Source organism: Pigmentiphaga litoralis (genome assembly GCF_014651835.1).
In the GTDB taxonomy this organism is placed as follows: domain Bacteria; phylum Pseudomonadota; class Gammaproteobacteria; order Burkholderiales; family Burkholderiaceae_B; genus Pigmentiphaga; species Pigmentiphaga litoralis.
Genome location: NZ_BMXQ01000001.1, coordinates 619,136 through 639,799, shown reverse-complemented (window position 1 = coordinate 639,799; position 20,664 = coordinate 619,136). Strand labels below are relative to the sequence as shown.

Below are 20,664 nucleotides of genomic sequence, written 5' to 3'. Positions count from 1 at the left end.
GCCTGGCTAATCCAGCCTGACGCGGCGGACGGCCAGTCCGCCCAGCAGCAGCATCAGCAGTCCGGATGCCGCGACCCGTGCCCACCCAGGTGGCGCGGGGGTCGCGGCATTTTGTCTTTCTGATGTCAGGTTGGCGTCACGGGGTTCCTCAAAGCGCGGAAGCCGTGACACGTCTTCTTTCGTGAACCGGACATCATTGAAGACGAACGGGTAGTAGAACGCCCGCAAGCGGTCGTGGAAGGCGGTGATCCGGTCCTGATAGGCAAGTTGTGCGCGCAGATCGGTGTCTGCAAGGCGCTGCAATGCGACCTGCAGGCCGACACCCGGCAGGACCCAGCCCAGATGTTCGGACCAGGCCTGACGCGTCAGCAGTCCTTTCCGATAGGCCTGTGCATTCTTCGCCACGGCTTCGTCCCCCAGCTGGTGAAACGCCAGATACCACTTCCAGTGGAAGCGCTCGGGTAAGGGCGCGGTGCCGGCCCATTGCCGGTGCGAGGCAATGAAGGCCTGCATTGTCTCGTTGCGGGGCCGGTCCCAGGCGGCGTTGATGTGCTCGCGCTGCGTCAACGTGAGGTCTATCCCCTGGGCAACGGGTGCGGCGCGGGAGGATGCAAGATTTGCCAGACCGGGTAAGACGAGGGTCAGGACTGCCCACAAGCCCATCAATGCGATGGCATGGGTCGCGGGCCGCCAGGGTCGCGACCCGACGATCAGCGCAAGGCCGACCCAGAACGCCAGGTAGGTCGCGACCACCCCCAGTACCGCGGCCAGCGCCGGCGCGCTCAGCCCTTGTATCCCGCTGCCTATGATCACGGGCACGGCGATGCACGCAAACAAGGCGAGGTAGCGCAACGCGGCGCGCCGCCACCACAGCGTGGCCACCGGTCCCGGCATGGTCAGCAGCAGGCGTAGGCGCCCGGATTGTCGTTCGTCGGACACCAGGTCGTGCAGGAGCGCGATCACGAACAGGGGCGCCAGGTAGGTCAGCACGAACGCCAGGTCGAACCTGCCCAGTACCGCAATGTCAGGGTTCAAGGTCTCGCCATCGTGCAGCTGACTCTGCAACGCGAGTGCCCTGACCCGCAGCACATACGGAGACACGTCTCGCATGCCGGTGGCCAGGAAGCTTGCAGCCGACGGCGACTGCCAGGTAGGAAAGAAGGTGTAGTAGGCGACGTAGCCTGCATCACCGGCATGGGTCGGGTCCCGCGCGGCCGATGCCGCGGCGTCATGCATTGCCGTGAGCCGCGCGACAGTCGCCGCTTCGCTTCGCACCTGTGCGATGCCTGCGCCAACCGCCAATGCGGTCAGCACGAGCAACAGCAGCAAGGCCACTGCCGTCAGCCGCGACCGCATCAGCAAGCGCCATTCGTGTTTGAGCATGCTCATGATGCGGCCTCCGGCGTTGCGGTTGCGTCCGGCGCTCGCACGAAACGCGATGCGCCTGCGCGACGATCCAGCGTTCTTGCGGCCGGGGCCAGCGCGCCAACGGCCACCAGCAGCCACGCCAGCAGAACGATTGCCGGCTGCCCTGCCCGCGCGATCACGGCTTGCGGGTCTTCCGCCACAAAGGCAAAGTCGGGAATGCTTTCCCAATGCGACTGCGCAATACGCATCGACTCGGCGCCTTTGCGTTCACTGGTGTAGTCCACTTTTTCGGCCTGCAGCTGGTTCAGCGATTGCACGAGCCGGTAGCGATACGCCTCGGCCTGGTCAACAAAACGCCGATAGCTCGGCAGATCGGTTTGCGTCAGCGTCATCGACAGGCGGCGCACCGCCAGCGTTGGCGCAAGCCATGCCAGGCTGTCGACCGTGGCGCTCTGGGCCGCCTGGCGCTCGAAGGACGCCGTGGCGTACCGGTCAAACAGCGCACTGGTCAGGCGCTCGCCTTCCATGCCGACCAGGCCGCGATAGTTGACGGGAAGATCTTCAAGCCGGGTGACACCGTAACGTTTGAGCACGTCTGCCTTGAAGCGTGCAAAGTGGGGATCGTCCGGCCGATGGCTGTCGCCGATGGCCGCCAGATCGCGCGCGATGGCAATGTCGGTCTCGAAGCGGGTTGCCAATGGCACACGGGCGTCGGCCCACGCCGCGCCCAGGCGCGGGAGCAGGATGACCACCGTGACCCACACGGCCAGCAAAACCATCAAAGCGTCGCGGGGCAGTGCGCACACGGTGGAAACGGCCACGATGACCAGCGCCCACACGGCCAGCCATCCGGCATAGCCCGCCACGAGCAGGCCCGCCGACAGCATGGCCTGGGCATTACCAAAAGCCAGCACGGCAAGCGCCAGCGCACCGGGCAGCAGAACGACAGCAGCCGCGCCAAGCAAGGCCAGGGCCTTGCCCGCGACCACCTGCCGGCCACTGACCCCTTGCGTGATCAGGATGCGCAAGGTGCCCGATGCCCGCTCGCGCGCCACCAGGCCGAAGCCGAGAAACACCAGCAGCAGGGGCGCCAGCGTCTGCAGGACAAACGCGGGCGTCAGCTGGCCGAACCGCAACAAGGACGACGATTGCCGTGCATCGCCGAAGTTGGCGGTGTTCTGCCGATGCCCTTCCAGGAAGATCATGGTGCCGGTGTAGGCATCGATGCCGCTGTCGAATCCCGCAAGCGGGCTCAAGGGCCGGAACACGAATTGGCCGTAATGCACCATGCGATGGGGATGCCGGTCGGGCTGGGCATCGAACTGTTGATCCACGTTTGCCTGGTAGCGCTCGCGCTGGGCCGTGGCGTCGCGTTGCCGTTCATACGACGTCGCGGCGGCGATCACCGTCAACGCCAGCAACAGCAGCGCTCCGATCACGGCCACGCGGTCCCGCAGCATGTGCCGCCAGGCGTCGCGGGCGATCAGGACGACGACGCGCATGGCTCGCTCCCGGCGGTATAGCGGCGATACAGCGCGCGCACATCGAACCGTTCCGCACCTGCGGAACTGACGACCTCGGTCAGGCGCCCCGATGCCAGAAAGCCGATGCGGTCCGCTACGTCGGCCGCACTCAGCAGGTCGTGCGTCACCATCAGCATCGCAACACCCCGCTCGCGCAGCACGGCGAGGGCGGCATGGAATTCGGCCGTGGCCTGCGGATCCAGGCCTGACGTCGGCTCGTCCAGCAGCAAGGCGGGCACGCGCCGCGCCAACGCGAGTGCGATCGCGACTTTCTGCCGCATGCCTTTGGAGAACCCGGTCACCCGACGGTCCCAGGCCGATGACGCGAGGCCGGCCGCGGACAGGGCCGGTTCGATGGCGGCATGCGCGTCTTGCTGGCGGGCCAGATCAAGCAGGTAGGCCAGGTTTTCGCGCGCTGTCAGGTGTTCGTACAACGCGACGTTTTCGGGGATATACGCCAGGTGACGCCGTGCGCTTCCCGGATCGGTGGAGGGGTCGGCGCCGTTTACGTTCAGGGAACCGGAGGTCGGCGCGATCAGGCCCAGCATCAGGCTGAGCGTGGTGGTCTTGCCTGCGCCATTCCCGCCGAGCAGCGCGTAGATTTCGCCGGCATGCACGGCCAGGTCCAGGCCGTGAAGAATGGTCTTGTCACGATAGCCCGCGGTCACGGCCCGGGCTTCCAGCACGGGCTTGCCACGGCGGGGCATGGCGGCTTGAAGCAGCGCGTTCATGGCGTCTCCTTAGAAGTTGGCATGAAGGCCGACGATGACGGTGCGCGACGCGCCCGGCGCCACCCACAGGCGGTTGTACGAACTGACGTACGTCGTCTTGTCGAACAGGTTGTGAACGTCAACCGACAGCCGCATCTTGGGGTTCAGGCGCCAGTAGGCGCTGAGCCGGGCCACGGTATAGGCCGGCAGCATGAAGGCAGCTTCGCCTCGGTCAGCCTGGGCCTGCGTCCGCGCTTCACCCAACCGCTTGCCGACGTGGGTCACGCCGCCGCCCAGACCATAACGGTCGCCGTTGGCCAGCACGTCTTCGTACATCGTCAGCACACTGGCAGTCACGGCAGGCGTGTTCAGCAGCCGGCCGCCGACTTCCAGCGTATTGTCTTGTCGGACTTCGACGTCGGTCACCGCCAGACTCGCGTTGATGCGCCAGTGGCGCGAGACCTGGCCGTTCGCCTCGGCCTCGAAGCCGCGGCTGCGCACCTCGCCGGCCGAAATCGAAAAGCCTGGATTACCCGGGTCGCCCGTCAGGACGTTGCGTTTGCGGATGTCGAACAGCGATGCGGTCGCGCCCAGCGTCTGGTCCGCGTTTTCCCACTTGCTTCCCAGTTCCATGGCGCGGCCTTCCTCCGGCTTGAAACTGCGGGTCTGGAAATCGGCGCCGGCATTGGGCCGGAACGACGTGCCCGCATTCGCATACACCGTCCACTGCCGATTCGGCAGCCAGCTGACACCCAGCTTGGGTGACGTCGCGGTCGGGTCTTGCGAGGTCGTGATGCCGCTGCGGCGATTGAGCAGCGACTGCCGCGTCGTGTCGACACGTACACCGCCCAGCAGCCGCCACTGGGGCGCCAGCTCGATGGCATCTTGCAGGTACAGGGCCGTGCCGCGCTGGCGTTCCAATGTGGCCGTGTTGGGCGCTGGCACGGGCTGCGGCTGGCCATAGACAGGCTGGTAGATGTCGATGGCGTACGGCGCGGCGGCTGTCGGGTTGGCGCGCAGCGCCAGCGTGTCCATGTTGTAGTGGAAGGTCTCGACGCCGATCAGCAAGTCATGCTTGAGGACGCCCGTGCTGACGTTGCCCTGCACTTCGGCCTGCACCCCCACATCGTGCGACTGATAGTTGCGAAAGCGCCGTTGCCGGTTGAGGATGCCGCTGGCCGACAGGCTGCTGGCTTCCGTCGAAAAGCCGTCGAGCGACGTGTCGCGGTACGACAGGCCGACACGGCTGCGCCAGCTGTCATTCCACTGATGCGACAGCACGAGCTGGTGGGCCTGGTTCTTGACCGTCATGCGGCCGTCCGACGGCTCGCCCAGAAAACGCGACCGTGGAATGGCGCCCAGCCGGTTGTTGACCGCAACGACCCCGCGATCCAGGTTCGCAGAATGGCGCAGCACTTCGCCCACGTATTCCAGCATCGTGTCGTTGCTCAGCTTCCAGGTCAGCGCCGGCGCGAACACCTGCCGGTTGCTGTTGACGTGGTCGCGAAAGGTGTTGCCGCCTTCAGCCGCGACGTTAAGGCGGTAGGCCACCGAGCTGCTGAGCGGCCCGGTGCTGTCGAGCGCGCCGCGCGCGAACCCCTGGCTGCTCACCTGCGTGTCGATGGCATTGGCGGCCGTCCACCGGGGGCGTTTGGACACGATGTTAAGCGTGCCGCCCGGTTCGCTGCTGCCGTACAAGGCGGCCGCCGGTCCCTTCAGGAATTCGATCCGCTCGACCCCCGCCAGGTCGCGCGGCGCGTTGAAGCCGCGGTTGCCTGCAAAGCCATTCAGCAAGGTCGCCGACCCGGTGTTCTCGTTGCCGGGCAGGCCGCGAATCGCGACGTTGTCCCACAGGCCGCCAAAGTTGTGTTGCCGGGAAACACCCGCCACGGTTTCGATCACGTCGTCCAGGCGGGTAGCGCCCAGGTCGTCCAACGTTTCGCGCGACATGATGCGCACCGACTGCGGCAGCTCGCGCAGCGGCAGGTCGGTCTTGGCCGCGCGCACGTCGTCGGGCTGGTAGGTGCCACCGGTCGCGCCACCGCCAACGACCTCGACCGTCGGCAGCAGCACACCGACGGGGGCTTCGGACGTCTGCGCGGTCGAGGGGTCGGCGGGCGTTTGGGCGGCGGCGGGTTGGAATGCCCAGAGGGCGCTCAGGGCGAGTGCGAGCGGGACCGGGGCGAAGATCGCCGTGGAAGTGGACGTGGACATGGCAAGGCTCGAGAATGCGGCCCCGCGCCGGCGTGAAGCAACGGTCTGGGGCATGGCAGGAAAGGTCTGCACGACGTCGGCGCCGTCATGGGGACAGGACGGAACCAGGTCGGATCGTGCAGGCGGCAGGACGCGGTGCGTGGCCGGGGCCAGCACGCAGGAAGATCAGGCGCGCGGAGGATCGCGAGCAGCGAAGGGCCACTGCCCTGCTGCGGCGAATGCGGGGGAGACGTAGGAAGAAGGAACAGCAAAGGCAGCCGGCACGACGGGCGGCGCCATGGGCCAGATCACAAAGGCCGTCACAAGCAAGTTCAGCGACGCGCAAACGGCGCAGGATTCGGCAGCGGTATGCGCGTCGGGCCGCGTGTCGGGTGTATGGCGACCGGGCACCTCCGAGGCGTCTTGCGCGAACAGGGTGGTCAGCTCGGCCAGTTCGGACGAGGACGGGGCTGACGCGGCGGCTTGCGCTGCCGCCTGGGCAGCAACCTGTCCCGCGCCCTGCCCGGCCGCGCGCATGTCCGCCTGCCTTGCCGCGCCCGCATTCTTCACATGTTCCGCCGCGTGCAGGGGCACGCCGATCGCGGTGTTGAAGAACACGGCAATCATCAGATAAGCGATGAACTGGCGGAAAAACGGCATGGACGACCTGAAAGCCTGAACGCGCGATCGCGAGCCCCGCTCGTGCGCGGCGCGAAGGTGCAACTATATTGCATTGTAAGCCTAACGCAATCGGGTTGCAGGTTTCTGACAGCGCCTTTTTGTCCGTCCACCAATGACAAAGCCGCCTTTCGGCGGCCTTGTCTTACCCGTTCACAAACTGACGCGTCTTACTGAATGGCGTCGATCGTGGCGTTCAGGGTGGCGCTGGGGCGCATGGCCTTTTCGGTCAGCGCGGCATCCGGACGGTAGTAACCGCCGATCTGCACAGGCTTGCCTTGGGCAGCTGTCAACTCTTCCAGGATCTTCGCTTCGTTGCCTTCCAGCTCCTTGGCGACGCTCGCGAATTGCTGCTGCAGGTCCTTGTCTTCCGTTTGCGCAGCCAGCGCCTGTGCCCAGTACAGGCCCAGGTAGAAGTGGCTGCCACGGTTGTCCAGACCGCCGACCTTGCGCGACGGCGACTTGTCTTCGTCCAGGAACTTGCCGGTTGCCTGGTCCAGCGTCTTGGCCAGCACGTTGGCCTTGGGGTTGCCGTAAGCGTTGCCAAGGTGTTCAAGCGACGCGGCCAGCGCCAGGAATTCACCCAGCGAGTCCCAACGCAGGAAACCTTCTTCGACGAACTGCTGCACGTGCTTGGGAGCCGAGCCGCCCGCGCCGGTTTCGAACAGGCCGCCACCGGCCATCAGCGGAACGATGGACAGCATCTTGGCGCTGGTGCCGACTTCCAGGATCGGGAACAGGTCGGTCAGGTAGTCGCGCAGCACGTTGCCGGTGACCGAGATCGTGTCCTTGCCCTGGCGGATGCGGTCGATCGAGAATTGCGTGGCTTCGACCGGCGACATGATCTGGATGTCCAGGCCATTGGTGTCGTGGTCTTTCAGGTACTGGTTGACCTTGGCAATGATCTGCGCGTCGTGGGCGCGGTTCTTGTCCAGCCAGAAAATGGCGGGAACGCCGGTCGCGCGGGCACGGTTGACGGCCAGCTTGACCCAGTCCTGGATCGGCGCGTCCTTGGTCTGGCACATGCGCCAGAGGTCGCCCTCTTCCACTTTCTGCTCGAGCAGGACCTTGCCCGACGTGTCGGTGACGGTCACGGTGCCGCCGGTCGGGATCTGGAAGGTCTTGTCGTGCGAACCGTATTCTTCGGCGGCCTGGGCCATCAGGCCCACGTTCGGCACGCTGCCCATGGTGACCGGATCGAACGGACCGTTCTTTTTGCAGTCGTCGATGGTGGCCTGGTAGATGCCGGCGTAGCAACGATCGGGAATCACGGCCTTGGCGTCCTGCAGCTTGCCTTCGGCATCCCACATCTTGCCCGACTCGCGAATCATGGCAGGCATCGACGCGTCGACGATCACGTCGCTTGGCACGTGCAGGCTGGTGATGCCCTTGTCGGAGTTGACCATGGCCAGCTGCGGACGGCTTTCGTACAGCGCCTTCATGTCGGCCTCGATCGCGGCTTGCGTATCGGCAGGCAGCGACTTGAGCTTGGCGTACAGGTCACCGATCCCGTTGTTGGGGTCGAAACCGGCCTGCTTGAGCGCGTCGGCGTACTTGGTCAGCACGTCCTTGTAGAACACCGAGACGACCGTGCCGAAGATGATCGGGTCGGAGACCTTCATCATGGTGGCCTTCAGGTGAACCGAGAACAACACGTTCTTGGCCTTGGCATCGGCGATCTGCGCTTCGATGAAGCTTGTCAGCGCCTGCTTGCTCATCACCGACGCATCGATGATTTCGCCGGCCTTCACCGCCGTCTTTTCCTTCAGTACGGTCTTGGTGCCGTCGGCGGCAGTCAGTTCGATCTTGACGGAGCCGGCGTCGCCGATCAGGGCCGACTTTTCGCTACCGTAGAAATCGCCCTGGTCCATGTGCGCAACGTGGGCCTTGGAGTCCGAGCTCCAGGCGCCCATCTTGTGCGGATGCTTGCGGGCGTAGTTCTTGACCGACAGCGGTGCGCGGCGGTCCGAATTGCCTTCACGCAGCACGGGGTTGACCGCGCTGCCCTTGATCTTGTCGTAGCGGGCCTTGACGTCCTTGTCGGCGTCGGACTTGGCGTCGTCGGGGTAGCTCGGCAGCTTGTAGCCCTGGTCCTGCAGTTCCTTGATCGCGGCCTTGAGCTGCGGAATCGAGGCGCTGATGTTGGGCAGCTTGATGATGTTGGCTTCGGGCTTCGTGGCCAGTTCACCGAGTTCCGCCAGGGCCGCGCCGATCTTTTGCGATTCGTCGAGGAAGTCGGGGAAGGCGGAGATGATGCGGCCGGCCAGCGAGATGTCGCGCGTTTCCACGGCGATGCCCGACGAGCGGGTGAACGCCTTGACGATCGGCAACAGCGAATAGGTCGCCAGTGCGGGAGCCTCGTCGGTAAGCGTGTAAATGATTTTGGATGTAGTAGCCACTGTCTCTAACCTCGCTGCATTTCAGGGATAGCAAAACTTGTCTGCCTTCGCGCGCTTGAAGCGCCGCACGAAAACGCACCGCCTTAGATATTAGACGATATGGGGCTTCCAACAGAAGCACCCGCTTGGGTCGCCCGGTAAATCATGCGTCGCCGAGCAGGTCGCGGGCGTTCAGCAGCGCATAGACGATCTCGGGGTTCTTTTCGAGCGACCGCCGGATCGCGGCGGGAATCGTCTGGCGTGTCTTGCGGCAGAGGCCGGGGCGCGCTTCGACTTCGATGGCGATCCCGCGGGCCGTGCGCACTTCACGGGCGCCCGGCTCGACCCGGATGACGATGCCCAGCTGGGCCCGCAGCCGTTCCTCGAACCGCCGCAGTTCGGCCAGGTCCGCCAGGTTTTCCAGCCGCGCCACCAGCTTCTTTTCTTCTTCCTTGGTCAGCATCAGCACGCGCAGGTCTGCCTCGGGATCCGCCAGCAGGCGTTCCCGGTCGCATTCGCAGGCGCCAGGCGGACATTCGGTCCGGATCGGAAAGGTCGGGCTCATGCAGCCGCCTGGTCCTGCAAGACGATCAGCGCGTTGCGCCGCGCCAGGGCGCCATCGGCCAGCAGGTCATCGATCCCCGCGGCCAGCAGCTTGCGCAGCGGCGCGCTGGTCGACTTGAAGCCGAGCAAGCGCGCGACGGCCAGAACGATCTCTTCGTCGGCCGCGCCAAGGTGATCGCCGACGACCTGGACAATACCCGCGGCAATCTCGGCCGGCGCAATCATTTCGGGCTTGCGCAGACCGGCCGACAGCGCGTTGCGCCGATCGCGCAGCACCGGCGCCTTGCCCGGCTGCACCAGAAAATCGCCATCGCGTTCGATCGCACCGTCGGCCACGGCCTGCTGCACGCCCTGCCCCACGGCCGCTTCGATGCGGGCGCCGGCGCGTTGCAGGCCCCAGGCCGTGCGGACCCGGACAATGACTTCATCGATGTGCACGGGCGATTCCACCGCGACCACCTGCCTGACCAGGTCGGCCATCACGCGGGCCGGCGTGTCATGCAATTCCCAGGAGCCGGGGCGATCCAGGGTGGCTTCGACATAGATGGCGTCAGGCGACGTAGCGTCCAGGGAATCCACCAGCCCGATCGCCGTCATGTCGCCGCGATCCACCGTCACGATGTCGACCGGAACGGCGCGGCGCGGCACTGTGCCGGCGCTCTGACCGGCCGGAGTATTGCCCTGGCCAGATGCCTGGGCAGACGCAATCCGTGCCGCATCGTCCGCCAGTTCGGCCTTGACGGCCTCGATGGCGGCGACCACCCGATCCAGTTGTTCCTGCGGCCGCTGGAACCAATCGACGCTCCAGATGCGATGCACCCGCCAGCCATGATCTTCAAGGACCGACTGGCGGAGCCGGTCGCGGTCCCGCGCCGAACGGGCCGACCGGTAGGCCGTGCCATCGCATTCGATGCCCAGCAGGTAGCGGCCAGGATAGGCAGCGTCGGCTACGGCCAGGTCGATGAAGATACCGGCGATCCCGACCCGCGGGTGGACCTGGTACCCCCTGGCCTGCAGGGCCGTTGCCACCTGGGCTTCGAACACGTGCTGGGCGTCGCGGGCGGTGTTCTGCCCCAGGTCCAGCCGGCCGGTGCGCGCGTAATGCAGGAACAGCTTGAACGCAAAGACACCCTTGCCCTTGGCACGTTCCAGATCGATGTCCTCGTCGGTGATCGACGCGAACACGTCACAGCGCCGCTTGGCCCGGCTGATCAGCACATTCAGGCGGCGCTCGCCGCCCTCAGCGCCCAGGGGGCCGAAGCGCATCGTCAGGTTGCCCTGCGTGTTCCGTGCGTAACCGACCGAGATCATGATCACGTCGCGTTCGTCGCCCTGGACGTTTTCCAGGTTCTTCACAAAAAAGGGTTCGCTCGGGTGTCCGCCAAAGAACCCTTCGGTTCCGGGATGGGCGCGCCGCAAGGTTTCCAGCTCATCGGTGATGGCCTTGCGCTGGGATACGGAAAACGTCGCCACGCCCAGGGACAGCTCGGGCGACTGCTGCGCATGCGCCAGGATGGCCGCGGCCACCACGCGCGCTTCGATCACGTTGGCCCCACTGCCGCCCGAATCGAACACGCCCTCGGGCACATGATGGAACCGCAGCCCCATGCCGGCTTCTTGCGTATAGGGACTCGGAACGATGTACAGCTTGTTCTCGTAGAACTGCGTGTTCGAGATCGCGATCAATGATTGATGACGGCTGCGGTAATGCCAGCGCAGCATGCGCTGGGGCAGCCCGCGCGCGGTGAACAGGCCGAGGATGCTCTCGATGTCGGACACCTGGGTGTCGTCGTCTTCATCGTCGGTCTGCGACTCGGTGATCTTGGAAAAGAACTTGGTGGGCGGCAACTGGCGCTCGTCACCCACCACCACGACCTGCTTGCACCGGGCAATGGCCCCCATCGCATCGACGGGCTGGATCTGACTGGCTTCGTCCATCACCAGCAGGTCGAACGTCAGACTGCCCGGCGACAGGAACTGCGCCACCGACAAGGGGCTCATCATCATGACGGGCTTGAGCGCCTGGATGGCCGGACCGGCCTTGAGCACCAGTTGCCGGATCGGCAAGTGGGCGCGGCGCTTGGCCATCTCGGCCCGCAGCACGCCCACTGCGCCGATGCCGCCGTCGCGGGGCGGAATGCGGCGGTAGTGCGCGCTGGCGACCTGGATGCGGGCGCCGGCAATACGTTCACGATCCAGGTTGGCAAATTCCTGCACATGGCGGCTGTGCAGCGCGCCATCGAACCGGCCCAGGTCCGGCGCCTGCGCGATCATCTCGCCAAGGATGGCTTCGTGATAAGCCATGTCGAAGGTCGTGCCAGCGTCATTGGGCGCCAGGCCGCCATCGGCCAGCCGGTCGGCCAACGCGGCCAGCCCCGCTTGACGCGCCGTATCCGCACGCTCGCGATAGGCCACCCATTTGGACAGCTGTTCGGTGTTGGCGAGCCAGCTCGTCAATTTGCCAGCAACCGTGTCCAGCCGGGCCTGACGGACCTGCGGCGCATTTAGCACTACAGCCGGGTCCGCCTTCAGTTCGGCCAGGATGGTGCCGAAGGCGTCGGCCACCGAGGCAGCGGCCGCGCTCTCCTGTTGCGCAGTCCGGACCAGCATCTGGCGGTCTGGCTGCGCGGCGGCAACGTGGCGCAGATCGCCGTGGGTGGTGATCCACGCGTACCCGCTCAATAGTTGGGACCAATCCGATGCCTGCGCATGCCATGCGTCAGCGAACGCGGCAGCGCCCAGCTCGGCGTGCGCGGCGATGGCAGCGTGGGCGGCGTGCAAGGTGGCCAACCGGTCCACCAACGCGTTGCGCGCGCCCAGGTCCTGCGGCGGGTCCACGAACCATTGCCGCGACAGATCATCGGTCTGGACCAAGGTTGCCGCGCGTTGCCCGACGACCGCCAGACTGGCATGGTCCAGCGTGGCAGCGCCATCGAACGCGTCGGCCACACTCGTGGCATAGGCCTGGCCCAGCTGCTGCATGGCAGGCCGGGCCTGCTCGATCAACTGGCGCAATTGCGCGGCGCGGGCGCCGACGGCAGACCGTTCGGCAAGCCGGCCAGCCAGCAGGCGCGGTTCGTCCCCCAGGCCTTGCAGGGTGCGCATCCACTCGACCAGGGCCAGCAATGGCGCACTCGTGGAGCGTTCACCGCGCCAGTCGCCGCCGAATGCCGACAGCCCGAAACTGTGATCGGCCCGGATGCGCCCGGCCGCGGCCTGCCCACGCAGCAGAACATCGAACAAGCCGACGATATCGGACACCGGCAACTGCGGGTCACGGACCAATGACCGGGCCAGCGCCCGCGCCTTGCGCCAATCACCGTTGAGCATCTTGAACATGCCGGTATGGGTCGCAAGCGCCTGGCGCGCGGCAGCAACGTCGGTTGTCCAGGCGGTATCCAGCAACTGCTCGCCAATGGCGGCGCGGCTGTGTTCCAGGGTCGCTACCGCCTGGGCCAGGTCGTTGGCCTGCTCGACGCCGTGGCTCCACACCGTCGCGGCAAAGGCTTCGGGACTGGCGTCCGGGGCCTTGGCGACGCGCTCGGCGGTCGTGGCCAGACGGGCGATGGCCGCAAAGGTATCCGTGTTCGCGGCGCTGCCGAGTTCAGCGGCCAGGCGCTGCGCTTCAAGGACCAGACGCGGCAGCATTGCCACCACCTCGCGCGCGGCGGCAATGGCATCCAGCGGGAATCCCGCCGGCAAGGCAGACAGCCCTTCCTGCAAAGGACGCAGATCGTCACGCGTGATCGCGCCAGCCTGCAGCATCGGCCGCAGAGCGGCTTCCTGTTCCGCATACGCCTGGCCCTGCTCGAGCACGGCACGAACGTCGGCCGAGCGGTCGTCCCACACCGTGGAGGACAAGGCATCCGCGGACAGGAAAGCCGGCACGGTCGCCAGCAGTTCGGCCTTGTCGGTCAATCGCCGGGTGTCATCGAATGACGTGACTGCCGGGTCGAGCGCCAGCGCATTTTCCAGTTCACGCACGTTGGCCTGCAACCGGTTCATCCGGTCGGCCAGATCCTGCAGGCGCGGCGTCAGGCGTTCGACCAGGGTCGGCAACACCATGTCCAGCCCGATGCCGTACCACGGATGCGTGGCGGGCCTTCCGATGTCATCGATACGCTGACTCAGTTCGTGCACCAGCCGCGCGCGGTCGCGCACGTCATCAGGCGTCCAGGTCGTTGCGCCTTCCAGTTGCAGGTCCACCGGGCGCTGACCCTCGCGCCGCAAGCGCACCATCTGGCCTACGACATCGAACGGCGACAGGGCGGACGGTTCAAGCGGCGTGTGCATGCGCGTCACGTGGCTGTTCAGCCCATCGCGCGCGGCCTGCAGCCGCGTCACCACATTGCTCGGGAAGTCGGCACGCGGGGCGCCCAGTTCCCAGGTGCGCCGCAATTCCTGCAGCAGCGCACGCTTGTTGGCCTTGTTGCTATGCAGTTCCAGGCAGGCATCACCCACCCCCGCACTGTCGAGCCGGCGCTTCACGACTTCCAGCGCCGCCATCTTTTCGGCAACGAACAGCACCGTTTTGCCGTCGGCCACCGCCGCCGCGATTACGTTCGCAATGGTCTGCGACTTGCCCGTGCCCGGTGGTCCCTGGATCACCAGGTTGCGGCCCTTGCGCACGTCATGGATCGCCAGGGTTTGCGAGCTGTCCGCATCGACGATGTGCAGCATGTCGGCCGGCGGAATCAGATCGTCGATGGCGACGTCGTCCGACACCGACTCGCCGTCGCTTTCGAATCCATCGCCCAGCAGGGACCGCACCACCGGCTGGTTCAGGATGCCCTGGTCGGGCCAATTGGCCGGGTCCAGGTCCCGATACATCAGGAATTTGGCGAATGAAAAAAAGCCCAGCACGATGTCATCGGGCTCGACCTGCCAACCTGCCTTGGTCGAGACGGCCTGGGCCACGGCCGCCAGATAGGTCACCGGATTGAAGTCGTCGGTCGCATCGAAAGGCGGCATGGCGAGTCCATGCTCACGATCGAGCCAGGCTTCAAGCGACAGGTTGGACGTGATTTCTTCCTGACGCGCCCGCAGCGAAAAACGCTCGCCCGCCTTGGCCCGCTCCAGGGTCACCGGCACCAGCAGCAAGGGCGCGTGGCGCGCATTGTCCTTGTTCTTGGGGTCGACCCATTTCAGCGTACCCAGCGCCAGAAACAGGATGTTGACGCCCTGCTCTTCTTCCAGCGTGCGGGCGTCGTGATACATGTCCAGCAGGCGCTTTTGCAGGCCTTTCGGGGTCATGCGTGTCTGCAGACGGGTGTCCGCATGGCGGCGCATGACGCCGCGCGCGTCGAGTTCCGCATCTTCCGGCGTCACGTCGTAATCGGCCGACCACTGGCCTTCCTCATCGGTGCCCTCGCCTTCCTGCGCCTCGCCGCGCTCGGGCCGGTCGGGCCGGCCGGCCACGAAACTGAAGGATTTGGTCTCGCGCACCAGGAGACGGAACACCTCGGCCGTCTTCTCTCCCACCACGTCCACCGTCTTGGCTGTCTTGGAAAACTTGGGCACGTTCAGCAGACGGTTGCGGGCAGACAGGTCCAGCAGTTCGAGCCGCGCGCGCTCGAGCTTGAGCTCGGGCGTCAGGCTGCTCTGGAACAAGGAGGGAGGTGTGACGGACATGGATGACCTTCGATGAAGACTGCACCCGGGGCAATCATGGATTCTGCCAGCGTCGGGAACGGCGCCCAGTGTATCGCGAGCCAGTCTGCCATCTGGGCGACCAGGAGGGGAACTACACCAGGCGGTCTTAAGGATACTTACGGATAATCGCGCAGGGCAGATTCGTGCAGAATCCGTCGGTCATCCGCCCCAGGCGAACCCAGCATGGCATTGCAACGGTACGACTCATGGCCCGATTTCCTTGGCCGCCCGCTGGTCGTCAAGATCGGCACGACCTGGTTCCATGGCGTGATGCACGGCCTGCAGCCCGTGTCCGACAAATGGCCACAAATGCGCGACACCGATCATCCTTGGGCGCTGACGACCAAGGACGGCATCGTGCTGTTCGACCCCGACAATCCAGGAGTCGAAATCTATAGCGCCGACATCGTCGGCGCCCTGCCCCGCTTCCGTTCCCTGTTCGAGCAACCAACGCCCCATCCCAACCGTGGCTGATGCCTGGCGCTGACATTGCGTAACGCACGTAACGCCCCCGACGGACGGTTAAATGCTTGCTCAAGAGGAAACCTGCTGTAATGGAACGCCCCGCCCCCAGTGAGCCGTCATCATGAAGCGACTGTTATCCCTCTTTATGCTTTCGTTCTTTGCCGCGACCCTGACCGGATGCGGCTACAACGCCATGCAGGCCTCTGACGAAAAGGTCAAGGCTGCGTGGTCCGAAGTATTGAACCAGTATCAACGCCGCGCCGATCTGATCCCGAACCTTGTCAGCACCGTGAAGGGGTACGCCAGCCACGAAGAGGCCGTGCTGACCCGCGTGACCGAAGCCCGCGCGCGCGTCGGCTCGACCAACATCACGGCCGAGCAGCTGGATGATCCGGCGCAGGTGCAACGCTTCCAGCAGGCACAAGGCGAACTCAGTTCGGCCCTGTCCCGCCTGCTGGTGGTGACCGAAAACTATCCGCAGCTGAAGGCCGATGGACTGTTTCGCGACCTGCAGGCGCAACTGGAAGGAACGGAAAACCGTATCGCCGTGGCCCGCAATCGCTACGTGAAATCGGTTGAGGAATACAACGTCCTGATCCGCCAGTTCCCCGGCGCCATCACCGCCAAGGTCATGGGCTACAAGCCGAAGGCGAACTTTGCGGTTGAAAACGAGGCCGCCATTTCGCGGCCGCCCGCAGTCGACTTTGGTGGCGGCGCCCGTCCTGCGCCGGCCCCGGCGCGATGAACCCGGCCCGTCTATGGCATGGGCTCTGCCTGTGCGTGATGGTCATGGTTGGCGCCCTGCTGCCGCCTGGCCTCACGCACGCCGCCGAGACCGCCGTGCCGAAGCTCGAACGGCGCGTGACCGACCAGACCGGCACGCTGGATGCCGCAGCGATCGCGCGACTCGAAGCAAAGATGCAGGCCCTGGAGGAAGAAAAAGGCGCGCAGATCGCGGTGCTGATGGTGCCGACGACCGACGGCGAAGCGATCGAGCAATACGCCGTTCGCGTGTTCGACGCCTGGAAGCTGGGCCGCAAGCAGGCAGAAGACGGCGTGCTGTTCGTGATCGCCAAGAACGATCGCACCCTGCGGATCGAAGTCGGCTATGGCCTGGAAGGCGCCGTGCCCGATGCGCAGGCCAGCCGCATCATTCGCGAGCAGGTCACCCCGCGCTTTCGGGAAGGCGATTTCGCCGGCGGTGTCGAGGCCGGCGTGAACGCGTTGATTGGCCTGGTCCAGGGCGAGGCGTTGCCGCCCGTTGAACGGGCCAAGGCCAATGCCGCCGAAACCGTGCGTGGGATCCCGACCGCCATCCTGTTTGGCGCGGGGCTGGTGTTGATCATGCTGCCGGTCTGGGCTGCGGCCTTGCTCGGCGCGGTGGCAGGCTTCATGTTCACCGGATCGCTGCTGTTTGTATTGCTCGGCGGCGTGCTGGGCGTCATCTGCAGCGTGGTCGGCAAGGGCTTCCTGCCAGGTGGCGGCGCCCGCACGATGTCCCGCCGTGGCCTGGGCCGCGGTGGGTTCGGCGGCGGCTTCGGTGGCGGCTTTGGTGGAGGTCTTGGCGGTGGGGGCGGCGGCTTCGGCGGCGGCGGTGGTGGGTTCTCAGGCGGCGGTGGCCGCAGTGGAGGCGGCGGTGCATCCGGCAGTTGGTAAGTTCGCCCGCGCTTGCGGCTGGCCGCTCGTCAGCGGCCATTGGCGCCGGTCCCGGCATTTCAACGCGGCGGCGCTCGACCGGCTGGCTGTCGCGATCGCAGAAAGCGAGACACATCACCCTGGCGAATTGCTGGTCGTGCTTGAGACGCATCTGCCCGATCACGTGCCCGATGGCGCTACCCGGGCACTTGAAGTCTTTGGCCGTCAACGCGTGTGGGATACGCCCCAGCGCACGGGCATGCTGCTGTACATCGCCCTGGGCAACCGATGCATCGAACTGATTGCCGATCGGGGCATCGACGTGCCGGATGCGACCTGGGATGGCGTGTGCCACACCATCCAGGAAGGCTTTCGGCGCGGCGATTACATCGGAACGCTGGAAACCGGCATCGATACGATCGAGGCGGCGTTGAAAGCCGCGCTGCCCGCGGGGGATGTCGCATCGGGTGACGCAGCGTCCGACCCCAACCGGCTCCCGGATCGGCCCGTCTTCATCTGATCGTCTTTGCGTGATCGATCTGCGCACGAACACCGCGCCATAAACAAGGGGATGCCACTGACAATGGCATCCCCTTTTTTCCATGGCGCATCGTTACCGATGCGCGGTCCGGCCTTACATCAGCTTGGCCTTGACGGATTCGATGCCGGCGGCACCGCATTCGCCGTCGATGACGCCCGACGGCGCGCCAGCGACACCGACCGCGCCGACCACTTCGTTACCCACACGGATGGGCACCCCGCCGCCAAGCAGCAGAAAGCCAGGGATGTCGGACAGGTGTTGCGCAACCGGGTTCTTCTGCGAGTTTTCCTGCATGGTCAGTGTCGGGGCACGCGACGACGAGGACGTGTAGGCCTTCATCCGGGCGCCATCAACGGTATGCGGACCGGCGTTGTCGGCACGGACCAGCACGCGCAGCACGCCAGCCCGATCCACGACCGCAGCACTGACGTTGAAGCCGCGCTGGGCGCAGGCGTTCAGGGCGGCATGCGCGATCTCGGTGGCGATGGTGGCCGGTACGTTCCGTTCCTGCAGCAGTTGCGCCGAGGCGAACAATGGCGTGGCGGCAAGGGCGATGGCGGCAATGCGTTGAGTGGCTTTCATGGGGGTCTCCGGGGTTGCGTGACCGGTCATCCGGCCATGGGAGAACTGTACCGACGGCCCCCGCGTGCGCACAGCCGGTGCGCTACCCAGTCGGCTGGGTAGAACTACGCCGTTGCCAGGACCAGGCGAACCATGTCCGCCACCGACGTCGTGCCGAGTTTGGTGGCGATGCCGGCCCGGTGCTTTTCGACCGTGCGTGGCGATAATTCCAGCGCTCGGGCGATTTCCTTGGTCGCGAGTCCCTGCGCGATCAGAGTGATGATCTCGCGTTCGCGCTGGCTCAGCACGGACAGGGCACGCGCCGCTTCGTCGCGCTCCCTTGCCTTGCCCAGATCGCCCTGCCCTCGGGCCAGGCCGGCATCGATCGCTTCGAGCAGGGCATGTTCGTCGATCGGCTTGGTCAGGAAGTCCACCGCGCCGCCCCGCAGCGCACGCCGGCAGGCAGCCACGTCACCATGTCCCGTGATCACGACCACGGGCAGGCCCGACGCGTCCGCCTGCAGGCGCTCGAGCAGATGCAGCCCCGACATGCCCGCCATCCGTACGTCGGTCACGACACAGCCAAAGCGCTCCGGGGCGCCACGCGCCAGGAACGACGCCGCGTCCGCATAGGCTTCGACGGCCAGCCCCATCGTCCGCAGCAGCAGCGCCAGCGCGTCGCGCACGTCTTCATCGTCATCGATCAGGAACACCAGGGGGCGGGTCATGCGGCGGCCTTGAGGGTCAGGGTGAAACGGGTGCCTTGGCCAAGCACGCTATCGACCTGGATGCGGCCCCCCATGGCTTCCATCAGCCGTTCGCACAAGGGCAGGCCAAGTCCCATGCCGCCTTCCTTGGTCGTGTAGAACGGGGTAAAGATCTGTTCGACGCGGTCCGTGGCCATGCCCGGGCCGTTGTCTTCGACAACGATGGTGATGGCGGCGTCGGTGTGGTTATCGATGTCGTTGTGACGGACAACGAGTCGGACCCAGTGGGCCGGATCAGCTGACGCGCCGTGGCCGGTCGCTGACGAGCCGTGCCCGCCGGGGCCGGCTGCGGCCGCCGTGGATGCCGTTGCGCCCTGTCTTCCCTGGTCCGACGCCATCATCGCTTCGGCCGCGTTGCGCACCAGGTTGTGCAGTACCTGCTCCAGCGACACGGCGTCGGCCACCGCCCGCCCCACCTCCATGGACGTCCATTGCAGCGCGATGCCGCGCGCGGCAAGGTCGGCCTGGCACAGGTCCACGACGCTTTGCAACACCGCATTGACGTCCGTGTCAGCCAGCGGCAGTTCACGGCGGCTGACGAAGGCGCGCATCCGCTCCAGGATCGCGCCCGCCCGATTGACCAGCCGGATGTTGGTGCGGATCACCGGCGCCAGCTCGTTGGCCGTTGCGCCGCCATCGATCAGCCGCAAGGCCGCCTGGTTCTGGCTGAGCAGTGCCGTCATGGGCTGCGTGAGTTCGTGTGCGATGCCCGACGCCATTTCCCCCAGGCCATCGACACGCATGGCGTGCGCCAGCCGCAGTGCCTGGTCTTGCAGGCGCGCATCGCGACGGGCTCGCCGCAGACGTTGACCAGTGCGCAGTACGGCAAGCAGGGCCGCGGCCAGCAATGCGCAGGCCAGCACGGCGAAAACCGGCAGCAACTCCGACCACCGTGCATCGCGGCGCAAGGTCAGCACCAGTGGCTGGCTCGGGCTGTCCAGTTGCGACGTCATGACCATGGCAGGCAGCCGCCAGCGCGACGGGCGCAGCGGCTCCGACTCGGTCGCGCCTTGCAGCGTCGTGACGGTCGTTGCGCCGTCCGGGATGGCCAGGGTCCATGCCAGGGGACGCGGTACGGCATCGGCCGCAACCAGTTGGCCGGCATCGATGTTGAACACCAGCACGGTGTACGGATCACGCGGGATGTGCTTGATCAGCCGGAACGAGCCAGGCACGCGGCCGGCGGCGAGCCGGGCCCGTCCGGTGGCGATGCCGGCCGATGCCTGCGTCATGGCGGGGCTCCATCCGGCATCGGGCAGCGCAGCGAGCGCGCTTACCGCAAGCACGCGGGGCACCACCGATACCGGCGGTTCAGGCGCCAGCTCGACCAGTACGATCTCCGCAATGCGCGGGTAGTACTGGCGCACCGATGCCGAAACCCCCAGAAAATTTGCGAAGTCCGCCCCGTCGAAACGTGCGACCGCAGCGAGGCTGGTCAGGTGGGCGTCATGTTGGTCCACCCGCTGCGCGATCTGCCTGACGAGCGTGCCGGCGTCGGCGTCGAATTGCCCGCGCGCGTCCGCGTACCGATAGCCAAGCAGGATCGCGCAGGCAAGCGCGGTCAGTGCCATCCACAGAGCCAGCCGGACACAGATCGAACGAAGCGGAGGCAAGGGTTGCGACATGCGC

General features: G+C 66.1%; 15 protein-coding genes. 4 read left to right on the top strand and 11 right to left on the bottom strand.

The annotated features are described in order from the left end of the window. Nucleotides 1-6: 6 nt before the first annotated feature. From IE116_RS02670 to IE116_RS02635, 8 genes are all read right to left on the bottom strand, one after another. Complete coding sequence (locus IE116_RS02670; RefSeq protein WP_189609520.1) at nt 7-1,389, bottom strand: ABC transporter permease; 1,383 nt, start codon at nt 1,387-1,389, stop codon at nt 7-9. After that, on the bottom strand, nt 1,386-2,870 hold the full coding sequence (locus IE116_RS02665; protein WP_189609519.1) for a DUF3526 domain-containing protein: 1,485 nt from the start codon (nt 2,868-2,870) through the stop codon (nt 1,386-1,388). The genes IE116_RS02670 and IE116_RS02665 overlap by 4 nt, the downstream gene beginning before the upstream one ends. Then, nucleotides 2,852-3,622 (bottom strand): ABC transporter ATP-binding protein, encoded by a 771-nt coding sequence (locus IE116_RS02660; RefSeq protein ID WP_373302930.1) that lies wholly within the window; start codon nt 3,620-3,622, stop codon nt 2,852-2,854. The genes IE116_RS02665 and IE116_RS02660 overlap by 19 nt, the downstream gene beginning before the upstream one ends. A gap of 9 nt (nt 3,623-3,631) precedes the next feature. Beyond that, nucleotides 3,632-5,815 (bottom strand): TonB-dependent siderophore receptor, encoded by a 2,184-nt coding sequence (locus IE116_RS02655; RefSeq protein ID WP_189609518.1) that lies wholly within the window; start codon nt 5,813-5,815, stop codon nt 3,632-3,634. A gap of 165 nt (nt 5,816-5,980) precedes the next feature. Next, on the bottom strand, nt 5,981-6,454 hold the full coding sequence (locus IE116_RS02650) for a hypothetical protein (protein WP_189609517.1): 474 nt from the start codon (nt 6,452-6,454) through the stop codon (nt 5,981-5,983). 188 nt (nt 6,455-6,642) lie between these two features. Continuing rightward, the gene (locus tag IE116_RS02645; protein ID WP_189609515.1) at nt 6,643-8,871 is read right to left on the bottom strand and encodes an NADP-dependent isocitrate dehydrogenase; all 2,229 of its coding nucleotides are present in this window, start codon (nt 8,869-8,871) and stop codon (nt 6,643-6,645) included. A 142-nt stretch (nt 8,872-9,013) separates the two neighbouring features. Continuing rightward, nucleotides 9,014-9,415: a hypothetical protein gene (locus IE116_RS02640; protein WP_189609513.1), complete on the bottom strand. Its 402-nt coding sequence runs from the start codon at nt 9,413-9,415 to the stop codon at nt 9,014-9,016. Further along, the gene (locus tag IE116_RS02635) at nt 9,412-15,045 is read right to left on the bottom strand and encodes a DUF3320 domain-containing protein (RefSeq protein WP_189609512.1); all 5,634 of its coding nucleotides are present in this window, start codon (nt 15,043-15,045) and stop codon (nt 9,412-9,414) included. The genes IE116_RS02640 and IE116_RS02635 overlap by 4 nt, the downstream gene beginning before the upstream one ends. 204 nt (nt 15,046-15,249) lie before the next feature. Between IE116_RS02635 and IE116_RS02630 the strand changes: the two genes are divergently transcribed. The 4 genes from IE116_RS02630 to IE116_RS02615 all read left to right on the top strand — a co-directional run bounded on the left by IE116_RS02630 (nt 15,250) and on the right by IE116_RS02615 (nt 17,686). Beyond that, a complete protein-coding gene (locus tag IE116_RS02630; protein ID WP_189609509.1) occupies nt 15,250-15,540 on the top strand; it encodes a hypothetical protein in 291 nt (96 codons plus the stop codon). Nucleotides 15,541-15,652: 112 nt separating this feature from the next. Further along, complete coding sequence (locus IE116_RS02625) at nt 15,653-16,276, top strand: LemA family protein (protein ID WP_189609508.1); 624 nt, start codon at nt 15,653-15,655, stop codon at nt 16,274-16,276. A gap of 44 nt (nt 16,277-16,320) precedes the next feature. Then, entirely contained in the window at nt 16,321-17,187 is an 867-nt protein-coding gene (locus IE116_RS02620) for a TPM domain-containing protein (RefSeq protein ID WP_189609506.1), read from the top strand. Further along, nucleotides 17,168-17,686 (top strand): TPM domain-containing protein, encoded by a 519-nt coding sequence (locus IE116_RS02615; RefSeq protein ID WP_189609504.1) that lies wholly within the window; start codon nt 17,168-17,170, stop codon nt 17,684-17,686. The genes IE116_RS02620 and IE116_RS02615 overlap by 20 nt, the downstream gene beginning before the upstream one ends. A gap of 114 nt (nt 17,687-17,800) precedes the next feature. Here the strand turns inward: IE116_RS02615 and IE116_RS02610 are convergent, their stop codons facing one another. The 3 genes from IE116_RS02610 to IE116_RS02600 form a co-directional block, all read right to left on the bottom strand. Beyond that, the gene (locus IE116_RS02610; RefSeq protein WP_189609503.1) at nt 17,801-18,289 is read right to left on the bottom strand and encodes a GlcG/HbpS family heme-binding protein; all 489 of its coding nucleotides are present in this window, start codon (nt 18,287-18,289) and stop codon (nt 17,801-17,803) included. A 104-nt stretch (nt 18,290-18,393) separates the two neighbouring features. Beyond that, complete coding sequence (locus tag IE116_RS02605; protein ID WP_189609501.1) at nt 18,394-18,996, bottom strand: response regulator transcription factor; 603 nt, start codon at nt 18,994-18,996, stop codon at nt 18,394-18,396. Continuing rightward, complete coding sequence (locus IE116_RS02600) at nt 18,993-20,606, bottom strand: sensor histidine kinase (RefSeq protein WP_189609499.1); 1,614 nt, start codon at nt 20,604-20,606, stop codon at nt 18,993-18,995. Before IE116_RS02600 ends, IE116_RS02605 begins: the two co-directional genes overlap by 4 nt. Nucleotides 20,607-20,664 lie beyond the last annotated feature (58 nt).